The following is a 17,025-nucleotide window of genomic DNA, read 5'->3' as shown; positions in this document are numbered from 1 at the left end:
TACTGACGAAGCTTTGTCATTATTCGCGACCAGTCTGTCGAATTGCGCACGAAATTTCCGCCGCTTTGCCGGATGTTTTCAAAGTGGATAAAATCAACGTAATTGCCCGCCCCGCACAACTGTCCCCAGTCATGGGGCATCCGGCTTCGCCCGCAATGCCATGCAGCGATATGCGCTATTCTCGACATCAGCGGATGGCATTCGGCGCCAACGCCATCACTTTCACCTGCGAGCCGTTTGCTGCGCTCCCCTGCCCGACAACGCCGGCACGCAGAGATCGACACAAGCGCATGCGGCGGGAAACTCGATCATACAGGAAGCTTCAATGACCATTCTCGTTACCGGCGGCGCCGGCTTCATTGGCGGCAACTTCGTTCTCGACTGGCTGGCCGGCCGCGAGGAAGCCGTTGTCAATCTGGATGCCCTGACTTACGCCGGCAATCTGGAAACCCTGCACACGGTCAGCGCCAAGCCCAATCATGTTTTCGTGCATGGCGACATCGGCGACCGGGAACTGGTCGCCAAGCTGTTGCGCAGCCATCGTCCGCGCGCCATCGTCAATTTCGCCGCGGAAAGCCATGTCGACCGCTCGATACACGGCCCGGGCGATTTCATTCAGACCAATATCGTCGGCACCTTTAATCTTCTGGAATGCGCGCGCGAATACTGGAGCGGGCTGGAAACCGGCGCGCGCGAAGCCTTCCGCTTCCTGCACGTGTCCACCGACGAGGTATACGGCACGCTGCAAGCGGAAGATCCGCCGTTCGCCGAAACCAAGCGCTACGAGCCGAACAGCCCCTACTCCGCCTCCAAAGCGGCATCCGACCACCTGGCGCGGGCCTGGCATCACACCTACGGCCTGCCGGTGCTGACCACCAATTGCAGCAACAACTACGGTCCTTATCACTTTCCGGAAAAGCTGATCCCGCTGGTCATCCTGAACGCGCTGGCCGGCAAGCCGCTGCCCATTTACGGCGACGGACGGCAAGTCCGCGACTGGCTGTACGTCAAAGACCACTGCAGCGCGATCCGCCGCGTGCTGGAGGCCGGCCAGCCAGGCGAGACCTACAATGTCGGCGGCTGGAACGAAAAAACCAATCTCGAAGTAGTGAGCGCGATCTGCGGCATCCTGGATCAACTGAAGCCCCGCGCCGACGGCCAAGCCTATCGCGAGCAGATCCAGTTCGTCGCCGACCGGCCCGGCCACGATCGCCGCTACGCCATCGACGCGCGCAAGCTGGAGCGGGAGTTGGGCTGGAAGCCGGCCGAGACCTTCGACAGCGGCATCCGCAAAACCGTCGAATGGTATTTGAACAATCCGGCCTGGATCGAGCATGTCAGCAACGGCAGCTACCGCGACTGGCTCGACAAGCACTACGGATGAGCGCCATGCCCCGCATACTGATCACCGGTAAAAATGGCCAGGTCGGCCATGAATTGCAACGCTCGCTGGCGCCGCTGGGCGAACTGATCGCCACTGACAGGCAGGAGCTGGACCTGGCCCAGAGCGGAGAACGCATCGAACAGGCTCTGGATCGCCTCCAGCCGGACATCATCGCCAATCCGGCCGCCTATACCGCGGTCGACAAAGCCGAAAGCGACGAAGCGACGGCGAAGGCCGTCAACGCCGACGCCGTCGGCGCCATCGCGCGCTGGGCCGCCCGCCGTGGCGCGCTGCTGGTGCACTACTCCACCGACTACGTCTTCAACGGCGACGGCGAACGCCCCTGGCGCGAAAACGACGCCACCGGCCCGCAATCGGCGTATGGCCGCAGCAAGCTCGCGGGCGAAGAAGCGATCCGGCATACCGCGCCTCGCCACCTGATACTGCGCACCAGCTGGGTGTTTGGCGCGCATGGCGCCAATTTCCTGAAAACCATGCTGAAGCTGGGGCAGGAGCGGGAGACGCTCAAGGTTGTCAACGACCAGATCGGCGCGCCGGCATCCGCCGCCCTGATCGCCGACGTCACCGCCGAACTGATCCGCCGCTATCTGTCCGGATCGGATGGATTCGCATTCGGCACCTACCATCTGGCGCCCCTTGGCGAAACCAGTTGGCATGGCTATGCGGCCTACCTGCTCCAGCGCGCCGCCGCATCCGGCCTGGCGCTGACAGTCGATCCCGCAAACATCCAGGGCATTCCCAGCGCCGAGTACCCGTTGCCGGCCAAACGCCCAGCCAACTCCCGCCTCTGTTGCGACAAACTGAGAGACACCTTCGGCATCGCGCTGCCCGAATGGCAGGACGGCGTGGACCAGGTACTCGCGCAACTGCTGCAGGCCACTGGCGGCGACAAGGCCCGCCAGGAACAACAGGAGAGCAAGCCATGAAACGCAAAGGCATCATCCTCGCCGGCGGCTCCGGCACCCGGCTGTATCCGGCCACGATCGCCGTCAGCAAGCAACTGCTGCCGATCTACGACAAGCCGATGATCTATTACCCGCTGACCACGCTGATGCTGTCGGGCATCCAGGATATTCTGATCATCTCCACGCCACAGGATACGCCCCGTTTCCAGCAATTGCTCGGCGACGGCAGCCAATGGGGCGTCAACCTGCAATACGCGGTCCAGCCCAGCCCGGACGGCCTGGCTCAAGCCTTCCTGATCGGCGAGCCATTCATCAATGGCAATCCGTCTGCGCTGGTGCTCGGCGACAACATCTTCTACGGCCACGAGTTTTCCAATCTGCTGCAGGCCGCCAACACCCAGAACGATGGCGCGACCGTCTTCGCCTACCGGGTCAGCGACCCCGAGCGTTACGGCGTGGTGGAATTCGACCAACATGGCCACGCCCTATCGATCGAGGAAAAACCCGCCAGGCCCAAATCGCGCTATGCGGTGACCGGCTTGTATTTCTACGACCGACAGGTCGTCGACATCGCGAAGAGCATCAAGCCCTCGCCGCGCGGTGAACTGGAAATCACCGACATCAACAACATCTATCTGCAGCAGCAACAGCTGAACGTGCAGACCATGGGGCGCGGCTACGCCTGGCTGGATACCGGCACTCACGAATCGCTGCTGGAGGCGGGCCAGTTCATCGCCACCATCGAGAACCGCCAGGGCCTAAAAGTGGCCTGCCCGGAAGAAATCGCCTTCCGCAACGGATGGATCGATGAAGCGCAGGTCCTGCGGCTGGCTCAGCCGCTGCAGAAAACCGGTTACGGCCGTTATCTGCTGGCGATGATTGCGAACTAAACCAAGCGAAACAGAGCACGCACCATGATCGTCATCGACACCGACATCCCTGAAGTCAAGATCATCGAACCCAAAGTATTCGGCGATGAGCGCGGCTTTTTCTTCGAAAGCTTCAACCACCAACGCTTTGAGCAAGCCATCGGCCATGCCGTGACTTTCGTGCAGGACAATCACAGCCGCTCCGGCAACAACGTCCTGCGCGGCCTGCATTACCAACTGGATCCGCATCCGCAAGGCAAATTGGTACGCGTGGTCGCCGGTGCTGTATACGATGTCGCCGTCGACATCCGTTCAGGCTCTCCGACCTACGGCAAATGGGTAGGCGTGGAGCTGAGCGCCGCCAACAAGCGCCAGTTGTGGATCCCCTCCGGCTTCGCCCATGGCTTCCTCACGCTGAGCGACGATGTGGAGTTTCTATACAAGACCACCGACTACTGGCATCCGGAACTGGAGCGCAGCATAGCCTGGGATGATCCGGACTTGGCTATCGCCTGGCCGCTGACCGTCGCGCCCACGCTGTCAGCCAAGGACCAGGCCGGCGCGCCGTTCGCCTCGCTGAAACGCTGAGCCCCCGGCCCATAAGCAAACAGCCCCGCAGGCTTGCGCCGCGGGGCTGTTCCGTTTCGGCGGGCGTGAAACCGATGCCCGCCTGACCGGCTCGATTTACATCATGCCGCCCATGCCGCCCATGCCGCCCATATCAGGCATGCCTGCGGCCGGCTTGTCTTCCGGCAGCTCGGCGATCATGCAGTCGGTGGTCAGCATCAGGCCGGCTACGGAAGCAGCGTGCTGCAGAGCGGAGCGGGTCACCTTGGCCGGGTCCAGCACGCCCATTTCCAGCATGTCGCCGTACTCGCCGCTGGCGGCGTTGTAGCCGAAGTTGCCCTTGCCTTCCAGCACCTTGTTCACCACGACCGACGGCTCGTCGCCGGCGTTCTTGACGATCTGGCGCAGCGGAGCTTCGATCGCGCGCAGCACGATCTTCACGCCGGCTTCCTGATCGACGTTGTCGGTCTTCAGGCTTTCCAGGGTAGCGCGGGCGCGCAGCAGAGCGACGCCGCCGCCAGGAACCACGCCTTCTTCAACCGCGGCGCGGGTGGCGTGCAGCGCGTCTTCGACGCGGGCCTTCTTCTCTTTCATTTCCACTTCGGTGGCGGCGCCGACCTTGATCACGGCAACGCCGCCGGCCAGCTTGGCCACGCGCTCTTGCAGCTTCTCGCGGTCGTAGTCGGAAGTGGCTTCTTCGATCTGCTTGCGGATCTCGCCCACGCGCGCCTGGATGGTGGCGGCTTCGCCGGCGCCGTCGATGATGGTGGTGTTTTCCTTGCCCACTTCAACGCGCTTGGCTTGGCCCAGCTGGTCCAGGGTTGCCTTTTCCAGGGTCAGGCCGACTTCTTCGGCGATCACTTCGCCGCCGGTCAGCACGGCGATGTCGGTCAGCATGGCCTTGCGGCGATCGCCGAAGCCCGGAGCCTTGACCGCCACAACCTTCAGGATGCCGCGAATGGTGTTCACCACCAGCGTAGCCAGCGCTTCGCCTTCCACATCTTCGGCGATGATCAGCAGCGGGCGGCCGGACTTGGCCACTTGCTCCAGCACCGGCAGCAGATCGCGGATGTTGGAAATCTTCTTGTCGAACAGCAGGATGAACGGATTGTCCAGCGCAGCGATCTGCTTGTCCTGGTTGTTGATGAAGTACGGGGACAGATAGCCGCGATCGAACTGCATGCCCTCCACCACGTCCAGCTCGTTGTTCAGGCTCTTGCCGTCCTCAACAGTGATCACGCCTTCCTTGCCCACTTTTTCCATCGCGTTGGCGATGATCTCGCCGATGTCGGAATCGGAGTTGGCGGAGATGGAGCCTACCTGGGCGATTTCCTTGGAGGTCGCGCACGGCTTGGCGATCTTGGCGATCTCGCCCACCAGGGACACCACGGCCTTGTCGATGCCGCGCTTCAGATCCATCGGGTTCATGCCGGCGGCGACGTACTTCATGCCTTCCTGCACGATGGCCTGGGCCAGAACGGTGGCGGTGGTGGTGCCGTCGCCGGCCACGTCGGAAGTCTTGGAAGCCACTTCCTTCACCATCTGCGCGCCCATGTTCTCGAACTTGTCCTTCAGTTCGATTTCCTTGGCGACGGACACGCCGTCCTTGGTGATGGTAGGCGCGCCGAACGAGCGATCCAGCACCACATTGCGGCCTTTCGGGCCCAGAGTCACTTTAACCGCGTCGGCCAGGATGTTGACGCCGGCCACCATCTTGGTGCGGGCGGATTCGCCGAACTTAACGTCTTTAGCTGCCATGCTCGAAATCTCCAGAATCTATTTATGAAGTTCAGGTAAGGGTCGGATTACTCGACGATGCCCATTACATCTTCCTCGCGCATCACGAGGACTTCGTTGCCATCGACCTTGACGGTCTGGCCGGAATACTTGCCGAAGATCACCTTGTCGCCAACCTTCAGCTCCAAGGAACGGCGCTCGCCGTTTTCCAGGATCTTGCCGTTGCCAACCGCCAGGACTTCGCCCATGTCCGGTTTCTCGGCTGCGGCGCCCGGCAGAACGATGCCGGAAGCAGTCTTTTCTTCAGCCTCGAGGCGCTTGATAACAACACGGTCGTGCAGAGGACGAATTGCCATTGATCTCTCCTATTACTTTGGCTGTTGAGAGTGGAACATCAGGTATGTATAGGTTGCGGCAGAGAGCTTAGCACTCAACCGTTGCGAGTGCTAATAATAGGGACGACATCCAAGTATTTCAAGAGGTAGGAATGCGAAGGGCGTCCTAGACGCCCTTCCGGGTCAGATCAGAGCCCTCGGCAGGTTCGCCGCAACACTAGCCAGCGCGGCGTCCGAAAACGAATGATCATGCGATAAAGGTAGATATACGTCATGGCAAACAAAGCGCAGAAAGTCATCAGCACCCCGGTGTTCTGCCAAAACAGCATGGCAGGCACCACGGACACGGAGGACAGCGCCCACAAATAGGGAGAGGTCAGACTATTGCGCATGGTTTTATGATCCGCATTCTTGCTTCCCACCATCCAGCGCACAAGACGCATATAAACCAGTTGATGCAGATGCAGCGCATCCGGATAGCCTACTCTCCGCCCTTGCAGGAACTTGCGGCGATAAATCGAAAACAGGGTCTCAAACACCGGATAAATCACGCACAGCATCGGAAACCAAGGCGAAACCTGAGCATGGCGCGCCACCAGCAGCACAGACACCTCCGCGATCATGAAGCCCACCAAGTAGGCGCCACCATCACCGGCAAACATCAAGCCTCGCGGAAAATTCCAAAACAAGAACCCGGCAATAGCCCCCACCATGGCAAAACAGATGCCCATCAAGGTGGTGTCCTGAACCTTGAACGCCACATACGCTATCGCCAGAAATATGAAGATGGACACCACGCCGGACAAACCATTGTAACCATCAATGATATTGACCGCATGCGCCACTCCGCCAACCGCGACGACCGTCAACAACAAAGACAAGACCCAAAACTGCGACAACAAGCCATCCAGCATAGGGATATCCAGGCGCAACAACCCTGCGCCCAATATAAAGTACCCTAAGATGGCTGCGAAAAAAGTAGCTAGCAACCGTGGCAATGGCCCCACTTTCTTCGTAACGTCCTCCAATATTCCCGCTACAAAAGCAGGCAGCGCCACCATCAACAACAACAACATCGAAGCATCCCTCAGCAGCCATGCCAACAAACTACCGCCGGCGGCCAACCCAGTCGCAATCGGGATGCCGCCGATGCGCGGTACTGGTCGGGCATGAAACTTCTGTACTCCCCTCAGATCATGGTCTGCGGAGTAACGCTCATGCAGATGTGCGAAATGAATCAAGCACATACCGACAAGCAAGGATAAAAACGTGGCCAACAATAGGATCTGCAACATTGCATGCCTTTTGTATATTTTATCGACGATATCGACGCAGACACCGCTTCCCCACGATCAAGATTGAATTTCGCATTGTAGGCGAGGAAGCACAGCATCGAGGGCAAGCAACTTTCTCCAATACTCCGCATGCACCGCCGGCCTGACTGAACTCAGCTGTTGCGGCGTCAGACGACTTTCAAACAAGGTCAGATTCAGGTGAAAAATGGTCCGCGTCGTGTTTACGACAGGGAATGCCTTATGCAGGTTATCGCCTGCATTAAAATAGAATAATCGATCCTTGGGCCCCTCTAGGCGGATGGGTTTGTTGAAACATTCGATCAAAAAGTCATTCAGCCTGAATAGACGGCCACGCCCGCGAAAGGGCCGCGGCCATAACGCATCATAGAATTTACGGCCCAACGAGTAACGAGAGTCAGGAATAAGACGCATATGCGTTTTGCCAACATTCTCCTCCAAAAGCAACATCAGGCTGACCTGACCACCTTTGCCGTAATGGCCATCGTGGTGATAATGATCCGCCGCACCATGATTCTTGCCGCTATAGGTCCATCGGATCAACGTAGGCTCCTCCCGCAGTCGATAGCCCTCCCCAGCCAACATCTGAAACACCTCGAGCTCATCAAAGATCCTCAACAGTTCGTCGGTTAGGCGCAGACACTTATAGATTTCCCAGGTTTCATTTGGGATCTCCGGGAGATGGGTCCGTTCGTTACTGTCAACCAAGCATTCGCGACAATAGTCGCCAAGTTTGGAGGCATTGTCGATATAACCGTACGATTGAAACATGTCGACTCCCCTTTCAAGCCACAGCGATCCCGCCGACCGCGCTACTTGCGCTCCGGCGCCCGTATATTCTCGTTGATAAAGATGATTCCATAGCGACACAACATATAGATAGCTGGCCATTGAGCATAGCGCCGGCTAAACGCCCAACCCTGGCGCCAGTTATAGCAGGAGTTGAACGCGGTCAGCGCCTTACGCACGCCACGCCACCCTCCCTTGCCCAGGCTAAGACTGAAGCTCGCCGTCGTTGCCTCGTTAACGTAGACGACGCTCCGGCTGTCAACCAGCACCTTGAAACCACGCAGCTTCGCTCCGTAGGAAAAATCTTCATCTGCGCAGTACTGAGGGAAAACATCCTCATCGAAACCACATCCCGCCTCGAAAGCATTCCAAGGTATCACTAGCAGCCGACCATACAGGAAGTCAGTTTCCAAAAAACGAGACGCCGGCTCATGCCATGGCGTCCCGATCCGAAGGTTGGTCTTATGACGCGCGAAACGCAAGTCATAGTGGCCTCCGCAAAAGTATACTCGCGCCTCCTCACCAGGCCGATGCAAGATGTTCACCGCTCCGATCACCGCGTCAGGCTCAATTGCCGATGCCTCAAGCAGATGAATCAGCGCTTCGGGGGCCAGATCAATGTCATCATTCATGAGCAATACGCGATCAACGGCGCGAGCGGTCTTCGCAATATACTTCAGGCCATGATTGACGGTGGCGGTCCACCACATATCAGCATCGCCGTCGACAATCTCGACAGACAGCCCTTGGGCTTGAACGGCGTCCCGCGTGCCATCGGTCGATCCTGCATCGACAACGATCAATCGCGCGGTCTCGGGCGGCAATTGCGCGCGCACGCTAGCCAGCGTGCGGCACAAAATATCGCGGCGGTTATGCGAGGGGATCAAAACGTAGATCTGTCCGGGAATCTGGGTATTCATAATACTCACCATCAATCAAAGCACCGCGCGCACCACGCGCATGATTGCCCGTTTTCGTAGCGACCGCCACCAGCAACGCGGCAAATACAGTATGCCCAACGCCAGAGCAGCCGCCATCAAGCCATGGCTCGCCTCAAGCGGGCGCAGCTGCGCTGAGCGTTTGAACTGGCCAACACTCCACAATCCGGCCAGTGCCTGCGCGCGGCGCCGGGTTAAATAGCCCGTGCCGTGGAATCTCACCAAGTCCGCAGCGTACTTCTGCAGCAGCTGGGCGTCACCGATCATGAGATTGCGCGGCGTCGCAACGCGCTCTCCAACGTGCTGGACGATAGTTGCCGCCAACACGTCATCAAAGGCGAAGCGGCAGGTACGAATCAGCTGCAGCGCCAGATCGTCGTCATGGCCCGAAGCCAGTGTTTCGTCTAGTTTGAGTCCCTCGTGCGCCGAACGCCGATACATGATCGTAATCATTGGCGCAATCTTGAAGTCCCGCAATGCCGCAACGTAATCCCCTGGACAAGCTCGGGCGGCGGTGCCGACGTTTTTCACCAAATCCCAATGGCGACCGACAAACTTTACACGGAAGCCGGAAAATAGCGCGTCAAGCGCGCCGTCTCGGCACAAGCGCACGCGCTCGGCCAGAGTGCCGGGCTCAAAATAATCGTCAGAGTCGAGAAAAGTTATGAATTCGCCGCGAGCGGCTTCCATACCGAGATTACGACTAGACTGCGGGCCGCTGCGGAGCGGCTTCACGATCACGGTCAGATCGCACTCTTTGTAGCGCTCCCGAATATAGGAAACCGTATCGTCGCTTGATCCATCATCGACAACGATACATTCGACACGCACGCCAGGCTGGTCAAACACGCTGTCCAGCGCATCGGGCAGGCTATCGCGGCGGTTAAAGGTCGGAATAATGACGCTAACATCTATCATGGCAGTCATACATGGCAGGAGTTTGTCGGGCCAGCCCGGCATATGACGCGGAGCCGGCTTTTTCTTTTGTACGTCAGCCCCAGGCGCATGCCCGCAGGAGCGAGTGCCACCAAGCAGGTCAAAACAAATCGGCGAAACAGAAATGTGAAAGGGTTATCAACCGTAAGAACCAGGCATCTGACACAAACAGCCAGCAATACCATGATATCGGATCGCTACCAGGCTACCGCCTCAGGCAGGCACCAGTTGCCATCACCACCATTCTGACAATCGCTCCATGGAATCATCAGGCTGCTCAGCACCAGCAATAAAGTCACGCCAATCGCTAGCAACCGGTGCCGAGTCAACCGATGATTCGCACAAAAATCCAGCAGCATCAAGAACAACACCAGATCACCCAGACGGCTCAGAACCGGACTCACCGCGTGGACCAGCAGCACTAGGATCGCATACGAGACCAAATAGAAGCGTTTCCCACCATTGCGATACATCAACCAGGCCACCAGAAGCTTCAGCAGCAGCGCTGGGTATATCGCCTTGCTCTCGTACTGCTGCTCCAGATAGCCCTTGTAGCCGGACAAGTCGGTAATCACCGAACCCAGCAGGTCTGACTTCAGCCAGGCCAGCGCGATGCCACACCCCACGGCGATCATCACCCCGATCGCAAGCCGTTGACGCCGACTCAGAGAAAGCCTCAACAACGCCAGAGACATCAACGATGAGTAATGAATGGCCGTCGAAGTTAGCAACGCCAAGAGGCTCGCTTTCTGTAAGCGAACATACAGGGCCGCGACGATCAGTAGCGCGAATGAATTGCGGATCGCATTGAACTGGAAGTTAAGGTAAAACGAACTCAAGTAGAAGAGCAGAAAAAATAGCGGGTCGCGCAGGCGCGTCACAACTGACATCAACAGCAGTATCTCAGCCAACGCTAACAAGCGGGTAAAGTCGGCGTAGTCAAGTCCGAGCGCCTTTGCTCCGATCATGAGGATTGAGAAGCCTGGTTCGAGCGGAAAATCCTCGGCAATGTCGAACAACTTCTGATAACTCTCGACATCAGTACCGATACGCCCTGCATATCCGATGGCGAATATAGCCAGCGGCAGCACCAATACCCAACACTCGACGCGAGTAGGCACGCGATGCTTTATGGTGGTTTCCAGCACCAAAAACGTGGTCAAGAACGCGGCGAAAACGAATAGATAGGGAATCATGATCGTTGGTACAGCGATCTCATTGTGCCCTTGACGCGATCCCAATCGAAACGCGAGAGGACATCACATTGCGCCGGATCGACACGCACGAAGCCAGGGCGAGTCAGCATATCGGCCAATACATCCCGCAGGCTGCCAACGCCACTCTTCACACTGCCGTCGAAGAAGTACACCCCCGCGCCGGAAGACGCATAATTGTACATATCAACTTGATTGAGCAGCACCGGCGTCCCTGTGGTCAAAGCCTCCAACGCAGGGTAGCTATAGCCGCTTTCCAAATGGCTGGGCACAACGTACAGACTGGCGTGCCGGTAGATAGCATAAAGATGCTCTTCAGGAATGAAGCCCAGCAAATGCACCCGACCTGCCAGCACCGGCTCGGCCTCGACCGCACCGCGGATATCAAAACCCATCGACGTGCGGTCGAAGATCGGGCCGCAGACGACAAGATCATAACCAATGGTGGGATCCGCCTTCACCGCGTCGCGATAAGCGGCCAACAGGCCATCCAGGTTCTTGCGCGGCTTGTTGAGTCCGATGTACAGGAAGTAGGGTCGCCGCAATCCATAAGCGGCCTGCAAATCCGCCTCGAGCGGTTCCATGTAGTCTCGGTAACCATGCGGACAAACGATTACCTCATGGAAGGGATGATGCTTCGCAATCTGCTGCGCGGTGTAGTCCGATTGAGCCAGGATCGTCGCGCGATGACGCCGCAAACTCCAAATATAGGCGCTGTAGGCCAAGCGATGCAGCGGCGTGCGGAACTCTCCAGTATCTGTCAGCACATCGTAGAAGTGCGTGATCAGACTTACATGCTTGGGCAGCCACAACGGGACATTGAAATTGAGCGCATGCAGGATTACGCGTCGATCGCGCAGACGCGCGAACAAACGGCGAAACTCGGTCTGCTCGCCACGTCCAAACGGCAGAGATCGAAAGCGGATCAGATTCGGCAGTTCGTTCGGGATGGCGGTGCCATCATTGACGATGTACTGAATCTCGAAATCAGACTCCAGATCACGCGCGCACTGGAAGATGCCGCGCGTGACCCGACCGATGCCAGTCCATGGCCAAGTGCGCAGATCGATGACTATAAGAGGTTTGTGAGACGTCATTCAGAGAGTCAATATGCGACGCACGGTGGCAGCGACAGTGCGAATCTGGTCCTCGGTGAGGGCCAGCCCGCTCGGAATGTAAAAGCCTCGCTCGTATAGACGCTCAGCCACCGGGCAATGGTCCAACGCAGAGATCGCACCCATTTTGTGCAGCACCGGCTGCTGATGCATCGGATAGAAAAACGGCCGGCTGCCGATACCTTCGGCGGCAAGACGCTTCATCGCATCGGCACCGGTCAGCCCTAGACGCTCGTCCAACACCAGGCCGAAGACCCAATAGATGCTGTCAGCGTAGTTAGTCGACGCCAGCGGCAGCTGCACACAATCCAAATCGCCAAGCAATTCCTGATACAACGCACCCATACGACGCTTGCGCGCGACGAACTCATCCAGGCGTTCCAGCTGCGCCAAACCAAGCGCGGCCTGCATGCTAGTCATGCGCAGGTTCCAGCCCAGCCGGTCGTGCACAAAGCGGCTCTCCGGCTTGAAACACAGGTTGCGCAGACTGCGGCAATGTTCGGCCAACTCATCACTATCCGTGACGATCATGCCGCCCTCGCCGGTAGTGATGTGCTTATTGGGATAGAAACTGAAGGTGCTGATGTCCCCGAGGCTGCCGCAAGGGCGGCCGTTATAGGTCTGGCCATGCATCTGCGCCGAGTCCTCAAGCACCTTGAGGCCATGCTTGCCAGCCAGCTCCAGCAACGGATCCATATCGACTGGCAGGCCGTAGATATGAACTGCCATGATGGCCTTGGTGCGCGGTGTGATTCGCGATTCGATGGCGCTCACATCCATATTCCAGGTACGCGGATCGGCATCAATCAGCACCGGCTTGGCGCCGTTGCGCACAATCTGCATCACACAGGAAATGATGGTGAACGAGGGCATGATAACCTCGTCCCCAGGGCCGATGCCCAGCGCCTCGATAGCCGCGTCCAAAGCCGCCGTGCCATTGCTGACCGCGATCGCGTGCTTGCGGTTGAAGCGGGCGGCGAACTTTTCCTCAAACTCCCGGATGAAGGGGCCTTCCGAGGAAATCCAACCCGATTCGATGCACTCGAGCAAATAGCGTTTCTCGTTACCGTCCAGCAACGGCTGATTCACAGGTATCATGTCGATGTTTCTCTCAGTCTGGTGCCGTTTCAATGGCCGGATAATTTGACTTGATCGGCCGACACCGGCTCAAAACGAATCTTGTCATGCTCGCCAACGTAGGGGCCCTGCTTGACCTCAACGATCTCGCTGGCCTCGAGCATTTCAAAACCGTGGCCTCCAACGATCAGCAGGATGATGTCTCCGCTCTCCAGCACGCGGCTTTCGCGGTACTGCTGATCATTGCCATAGAAATCGACGCGCACACGGCCGCTCTTGATGAAAAGCACCTCGTTAGTGTACTGAACTTCGCGGCTGACGGGATTGTGCACATGCGGCTTGATGACGTAACCCTCTGGCCGATTCATATAGCCCAACTGCTGGGAATATGAATCAGGCGTTAGGAACTTGATGCCGTCGACCTTGTAATCGCGCCGCAGGATAAGCGCCATGACGGCATCGCCGTCGCGAATCTCTTCGATCATAGGAATTTCATTCATTTCAGGCGAAGCGGCCTTGAGCCTTTAGACGTTGATAGAGTTCCATATCCCGCTGGCCAATAATACGGGCGGGGTTCCCAGCTACGACGGCGCCGGGCGGCACGTCACGCGTGACCACTGCTCCCATCGCAACCACCGCGCCTTCTCCGACAGTCACGCCGGGCACAACCGAAACGTTTGCACCGAACCAGACGAAATCCTCAATGACAACTGGACCTGGTAGATCAACATCATCATATGGAATCATCGTATCGCTACGGTAATTGTGATTGCTGGAGAAAATCGTCAACCCTCTTCCAGCGTGGAAATACCGCCCTATGCTCACACCGCCGCTGCACTCGATGAAAGTATCGGACTTGATATGGCTGGTCGGGTCGATGTGAAACCGAGACAGATCGCCGGAAATACTAAAATCATACCCGCCCTGCGGTATAAATGACAAAGGTATCCCGCTGACTCTCAGACGACGCACGCGTAGTTGCGCCAACAACATCGACCAGCGGTCTACAACCCTGTCAACGCGCATGGCGCCGAGGATAAAAAGGATGATCCTGGTCAGCATAGTCATACAGTATGGGGAGCTAGGGGACGACGCACCAAGGCCAACATCAGCCAACCCGCGAGTACAGCATAACCCAGCCCGGTGCCGAAAGCGGCGCCGAACAGGCCAAAGTGCGGGATCAGCAACAGATTATTACCCAGCGTCATGACTGCGGCAAGAACGAAACCGACCAGCTTGCTGTTGGTCATGCCGTAATAGTCTGTCACGGTTCCAATAACCGCATAGATGCTGCGCCACTGCATCATTGCCACCAGCACATAGACGATAGGGATGGCTTCCGTGTAGCGCGCCGGCAAGAGATGAGCCGCAGCAAGCGTGTACGCGGCCAAGAAAAGGGATGCGAAGGCGACTGAGAGGCCGCAGAATCTTACCGAATAGTACATCGCGATGCGCAACGGTGGCTCCTTCCCCTCCTTCAACGCAGCCATGAGCTTTGGCACCGATGTATTGAGCAAAGCCGTGATGAAGGTCAGCATAAAGCCGGCAATAGTGCAGGCCGCGCCATAGACACCTGCAGCAGCCAAATCCAGGCGTTGCGCGACCACGACCTTGTCCGCTTCATTGAGCAGATAGGCGGGAGCAACCGAGACCATCAGCGGCGCACCGAAGCGGACAATGCGCCCAAAGGCCTCACGATCAAAACGCCATGATGCAACCACGGTAGGTTTCAAACCATAGCGCACCGCCAGCAAAACCGCATCGGCCAACATCAACGCAACGATACGCGACTCCGCCTTAGACGACACCCACAACACCAACGCAACGGTCACAACCGATGCCAGCATCGAAGTCAGGAGCTGAACCAGTCCATAGGCAACGGCGCGCTGCTCCATGACATACTCAATGCTGGCCATGGAGACAAAGAACTTGAGCAATGCCATTAAAGGCACGAGCAGCACCAGTCCATCCACCAAACCCGTGAGCCAGATCGGCAGCACGATAAGCTGGCTGACTGTACACGTCATCAAGGCAAAGTGGCTATAGGAGCGGCGAAAAGACACATAGCCCTCAGCATCAAGCTTGGCCTTGTTGATTGCGACCAAATTATCCGCGCCGAATCCGATCACGGCATTGGCAACCATCAAAGCCCCAAGCGTAATGGCCAGCCTACCAAACTCGTCCGGCGTGACATGGCGAATCATGAAGAGCGTGGTCAGCAACCCGACCACGCTCGCCCCAGCCGAAAACGATAGATACACTGCCAGCACCCGAGCGCGACACGCCAAGCCGTGCACGCCCCGCAGGACCTTGCCCACCCAGGAGCGTGTAATCCACACATTCATGCGATAGCGCCTCCCCACTGCAGCACAAGCAAGGAGGCGTAAAGATCCAGCACACGGCGCGTAGCCACTATCGCCGAGAACTCGGTCTCAAAACGGCGGCGCGAGGCCGCGCCCATGCGCTCAAGTGTCTGCGGCTCGCCAAGCAGGGAAGCAATTGCCTCCGCCAATGCCCGCGCGTCGCCCACCGGCACGTTCAATCCGGTTTCGCCATGACTGTTGACCCAGGGCACACCTGAGCCGGCGATGTCCGACGCCACGATTGGCAACCCATATGCCATCGCTTCCAACAACACAACACCAAACGCTTCCGCCCTCGAAACCGACGGCAGGCAGAATAGCGTCGCTCGCCGAAACAGCGCGCGCAGCGATTCGTCATCGAGCCGTCCGACCAGTTGAACTCGGTCGCCGACACCACGCTGCGCGATGCGGGCCTCGAGCTCAACGCGGCGATCCCCACCCCCGACGATCACGACCCGACAACCGGACGGCAGGTCGCGCGCGGCATCGACAAGCACCTCGAAGCCTTTGTATGGCACTAGCCTGCCGACAGCCAACACGATCCGGTCATCATCACAAGAGACCTGAGACTGGGGCAGGGGCTGTGCCTTCCCCTCCGCCGACGTTGAGACCAGACCAAGCTCATGACCATCGTCCAGGGTATCAGGATCCTCAATGCCTATCGGCACTATATGAACTCTGTCGCGAAAACGGCGCAACAATGGCGATGCGTCTGCGTAAGCCTTCGATGTAGCGATCACGGCATCGGCGCGGCGCAGCATCAGCCACTCCAGCGGATACATCATCCGTCCCAGCCATCCCTTATTGACGACATCGCTGTGCCAATGCACCACCACCCGCCCCGGCAACCGCGCCAGGACAACAGCCAGTGCGGCAAGCATGTTGGGCACATGCACATGAACGATGTCGTATTCGCGCGCGCATCGCAAAAAGGTACGGAAGTATTGCCAGCCGATGGGCTGTGAAGTGGTCTTCTTCCAAATTGGCGCGCGCAGCACCTCGACATCGCCAATCCGCTCGCGGCGCAAGCTGGAGACATCGCCAAAGCACAGCACGGCGACCTCACAGCCGGCCTGAGCGGCTCCTTGCGCGATATCTTTGGTAACCGTCTCGATACCGCCTGCATCTGGATGAAAGTGCTTCCCCAAATGCAGAACTTTGGTCGGACGGCCTAAGGCGTTGCCATGCGTATCAATGCGTCGTTCAGCCACGTCCACACCTCACAGGCACCACGCTCGGTGGCAAGCAACATTGAGCAGCCTGCGGACCTCTCTGAGTATCGGCCAGCGCAGCAGTGTCCGGCTGGTGTGATACAGCCACCGCCATCGCATCAGCCTTGGGAAATGGGTGTTCGACGCCATGATTGCGCGCGAACCCGGCTCGGAAAGTGGCCAAGACTTGGCCACCATCACGACCGTAGCTCGCGACAGTAAGACTCATGAAACCCATCTATCGAATCACA

Annotated in this window: 17 protein-coding genes; 4 read left to right on the top strand and 13 right to left on the bottom strand. The window is 58.2% G+C overall.

Annotated elements, in window-relative coordinates:
* The first annotated feature begins 310 nt into the window (after positions 1 to 310).
* The 4 genes from rfbB to rfbC are packed head-to-tail and all read left to right on the top strand — an operon-like array spanning position 311 to position 3,767.
* Complete coding sequence (gene rfbB / locus ACY3GB_RS17495) at positions 311 to 1,384, top strand: dTDP-glucose 4,6-dehydratase (protein WP_463090954.1); 1,074 nt, start codon at positions 311 to 313, stop codon at positions 1,382 to 1,384.
* A gap of 5 nt (positions 1,385 to 1,389) precedes the next feature.
* On the top strand, positions 1,390 to 2,331 hold the full coding sequence (gene rfbD, locus ACY3GB_RS17490; protein WP_463089859.1) for a dTDP-4-dehydrorhamnose reductase: 942 nt from the start codon (positions 1,390 to 1,392) through the stop codon (positions 2,329 to 2,331).
* Positions 2,328 to 3,200: a glucose-1-phosphate thymidylyltransferase RfbA gene (gene rfbA, locus ACY3GB_RS17485; protein ID WP_463089858.1), complete on the top strand. Its 873-nt coding sequence runs from the start codon at positions 2,328 to 2,330 to the stop codon at positions 3,198 to 3,200. Before rfbD ends, rfbA begins: the two co-directional genes overlap by 4 nt.
* A gap of 24 nt (positions 3,201 to 3,224) precedes the next feature.
* Positions 3,225 to 3,767: a dTDP-4-dehydrorhamnose 3,5-epimerase gene (rfbC, locus tag ACY3GB_RS17480; protein ID WP_463089857.1), complete on the top strand. Its 543-nt coding sequence runs from the start codon at positions 3,225 to 3,227 to the stop codon at positions 3,765 to 3,767.
* Positions 3,768 to 3,863: 96 nt separating this feature from the next.
* Here rfbC and groL read toward each other — a convergent pair whose 3' ends face one another.
* From groL to ACY3GB_RS17415, 13 genes are all read right to left on the bottom strand, one after another.
* The gene (gene groL / locus ACY3GB_RS17475) at positions 3,864 to 5,504 is read right to left on the bottom strand and encodes a chaperonin GroEL (protein ID WP_463089856.1); all 1,641 of its coding nucleotides are present in this window, start codon (positions 5,502 to 5,504) and stop codon (positions 3,864 to 3,866) included.
* Positions 5,505 to 5,551: 47 nt separating this feature from the next.
* Complete coding sequence (gene groES / locus ACY3GB_RS17470; RefSeq protein ID WP_046168017.1) at positions 5,552 to 5,839, bottom strand: co-chaperone GroES; 288 nt, start codon at positions 5,837 to 5,839, stop codon at positions 5,552 to 5,554.
* A gap of 167 nt (positions 5,840 to 6,006) precedes the next feature.
* Positions 6,007 to 7,113 (bottom strand): MraY family glycosyltransferase, encoded by a 1,107-nt coding sequence (locus tag ACY3GB_RS17465; RefSeq protein WP_463089855.1) that lies wholly within the window; start codon positions 7,111 to 7,113, stop codon positions 6,007 to 6,009.
* Positions 7,114 to 7,170: 57 nt separating this feature from the next.
* Entirely contained in the window at positions 7,171 to 7,902 is a 732-nt protein-coding gene (locus ACY3GB_RS17460; RefSeq protein ID WP_463089854.1) for a hypothetical protein, read from the bottom strand.
* Between the two features lie 41 nt (positions 7,903 to 7,943).
* Entirely contained in the window at positions 7,944 to 8,840 is an 897-nt protein-coding gene (locus ACY3GB_RS17455; RefSeq protein WP_463089853.1) for a glycosyltransferase family 2 protein, read from the bottom strand.
* Positions 8,841 to 8,855: 15 nt separating this feature from the next.
* Positions 8,856 to 9,776, bottom strand: coding sequence for a glycosyltransferase family 2 protein (locus ACY3GB_RS17450; RefSeq protein WP_463089852.1), 921 nt, complete (start codon positions 9,774 to 9,776; stop codon positions 8,856 to 8,858).
* Positions 9,777 to 9,991: 215 nt separating this feature from the next.
* On the bottom strand, positions 9,992 to 10,990 hold the full coding sequence (locus ACY3GB_RS17445; RefSeq protein ID WP_463089851.1) for an EpsG family protein: 999 nt from the start codon (positions 10,988 to 10,990) through the stop codon (positions 9,992 to 9,994).
* A complete protein-coding gene (locus ACY3GB_RS17440) occupies positions 10,987 to 12,105 on the bottom strand; it encodes a glycosyltransferase (RefSeq protein WP_463089850.1) in 1,119 nt (372 codons plus the stop codon). The genes ACY3GB_RS17445 and ACY3GB_RS17440 overlap by 4 nt, the downstream gene beginning before the upstream one ends.
* Positions 12,106 to 13,221 (bottom strand): DegT/DnrJ/EryC1/StrS family aminotransferase, encoded by a 1,116-nt coding sequence (locus ACY3GB_RS17435; RefSeq protein ID WP_463089849.1) that lies wholly within the window; start codon positions 13,219 to 13,221, stop codon positions 12,106 to 12,108.
* 29 nt (positions 13,222 to 13,250) lie between these two features.
* Positions 13,251 to 13,685, bottom strand: a complete 435-nt coding sequence (locus ACY3GB_RS17430; RefSeq protein ID WP_463089848.1) for a hypothetical protein — start codon at positions 13,683 to 13,685, stop codon at positions 13,251 to 13,253.
* Between the two features lie 16 nt (positions 13,686 to 13,701).
* Positions 13,702 to 14,268, bottom strand: coding sequence for an acyltransferase (locus ACY3GB_RS17425; RefSeq protein ID WP_463089847.1), 567 nt, complete (start codon positions 14,266 to 14,268; stop codon positions 13,702 to 13,704).
* Positions 14,265 to 15,545, bottom strand: coding sequence for an oligosaccharide flippase family protein (locus ACY3GB_RS17420; protein ID WP_463089846.1), 1,281 nt, complete (start codon positions 15,543 to 15,545; stop codon positions 14,265 to 14,267). The genes ACY3GB_RS17425 and ACY3GB_RS17420 overlap by 4 nt, the downstream gene beginning before the upstream one ends.
* On the bottom strand, positions 15,542 to 16,774 hold the full coding sequence (locus ACY3GB_RS17415) for a glycosyltransferase (protein WP_463089845.1): 1,233 nt from the start codon (positions 16,772 to 16,774) through the stop codon (positions 15,542 to 15,544). Before ACY3GB_RS17415 ends, ACY3GB_RS17420 begins: the two co-directional genes overlap by 4 nt.
* Positions 16,775 to 17,025 lie beyond the last annotated feature (251 nt).

It is taken from the genome of Chromobacterium sp. Ag138, assembly GCF_055181315.1.
The sequence above is the reverse complement of the archived record's forward strand: the minus strand, read 5'-3'. Positions and strand labels throughout refer to the sequence as shown.

What these genes read in the sequence shown, in the direction of transcription:
- rfbD (WP_463089859.1), top strand. Translation starts at nt 1,390, where the DNA reads ATGCCCCGCATACTGATCACCGGTAAAAATGGCCAGGTCGGCCATGAA.
- rfbA (WP_463089858.1), top strand. Translation starts at nt 2,328, where the DNA reads ATGAAACGCAAAGGCATCATCCTCGCCGGCGGCTCCGGCACCCGGCTG.
- rfbC (WP_463089857.1), top strand. Translation starts at nt 3,225, where the DNA reads ATGATCGTCATCGACACCGACATCCCTGAAGTCAAGATCATCGAACCC.
- groL (WP_463089856.1), bottom strand. Translation starts at nt 5,504, where the DNA reads ATGGCAGCTAAAGACGTTAAGTTCGGCGAATCCGCCCGCACCAAGATG.
- groES (WP_046168017.1), bottom strand. Translation starts at nt 5,839, where the DNA reads ATGGCAATTCGTCCTCTGCACGACCGTGTTGTTATCAAGCGCCTCGAG.
- ACY3GB_RS17465 (WP_463089855.1), bottom strand. Translation starts at nt 7,113, where the DNA reads ATGTTGCAGATCCTATTGTTGGCCACGTTTTTATCCTTGCTTGTCGGT.
- ACY3GB_RS17460 (WP_463089854.1), bottom strand. Translation starts at nt 7,902, where the DNA reads ATGTTTCAATCGTACGGTTATATCGACAATGCCTCCAAACTTGGCGAC.
- ACY3GB_RS17455 (WP_463089853.1), bottom strand. Translation starts at nt 8,840, where the DNA reads ATGAATACCCAGATTCCCGGACAGATCTACGTTTTGATCCCCTCGCAT.
- ACY3GB_RS17450 (WP_463089852.1), bottom strand. Translation starts at nt 9,776, where the DNA reads ATGATAGATGTTAGCGTCATTATTCCGACCTTTAACCGCCGCGATAGC.
- ACY3GB_RS17445 (WP_463089851.1), bottom strand. Translation starts at nt 10,990, where the DNA reads ATGATTCCCTATCTATTCGTTTTCGCCGCGTTCTTGACCACGTTTTTG.
- ACY3GB_RS17440 (WP_463089850.1), bottom strand. Translation starts at nt 12,105, where the DNA reads ATGACGTCTCACAAACCTCTTATAGTCATCGATCTGCGCACTTGGCCA.
- ACY3GB_RS17435 (WP_463089849.1), bottom strand. Translation starts at nt 13,221, where the DNA reads ATGATACCTGTGAATCAGCCGTTGCTGGACGGTAACGAGAAACGCTAT.
- ACY3GB_RS17430 (WP_463089848.1), bottom strand. Translation starts at nt 13,685, where the DNA reads ATGATCGAAGAGATTCGCGACGGCGATGCCGTCATGGCGCTTATCCTG.
- ACY3GB_RS17425 (WP_463089847.1), bottom strand. Translation starts at nt 14,268, where the DNA reads ATGACTATGCTGACCAGGATCATCCTTTTTATCCTCGGCGCCATGCGC.
- ACY3GB_RS17420 (WP_463089846.1), bottom strand. Translation starts at nt 15,545, where the DNA reads ATGAATGTGTGGATTACACGCTCCTGGGTGGGCAAGGTCCTGCGGGGC.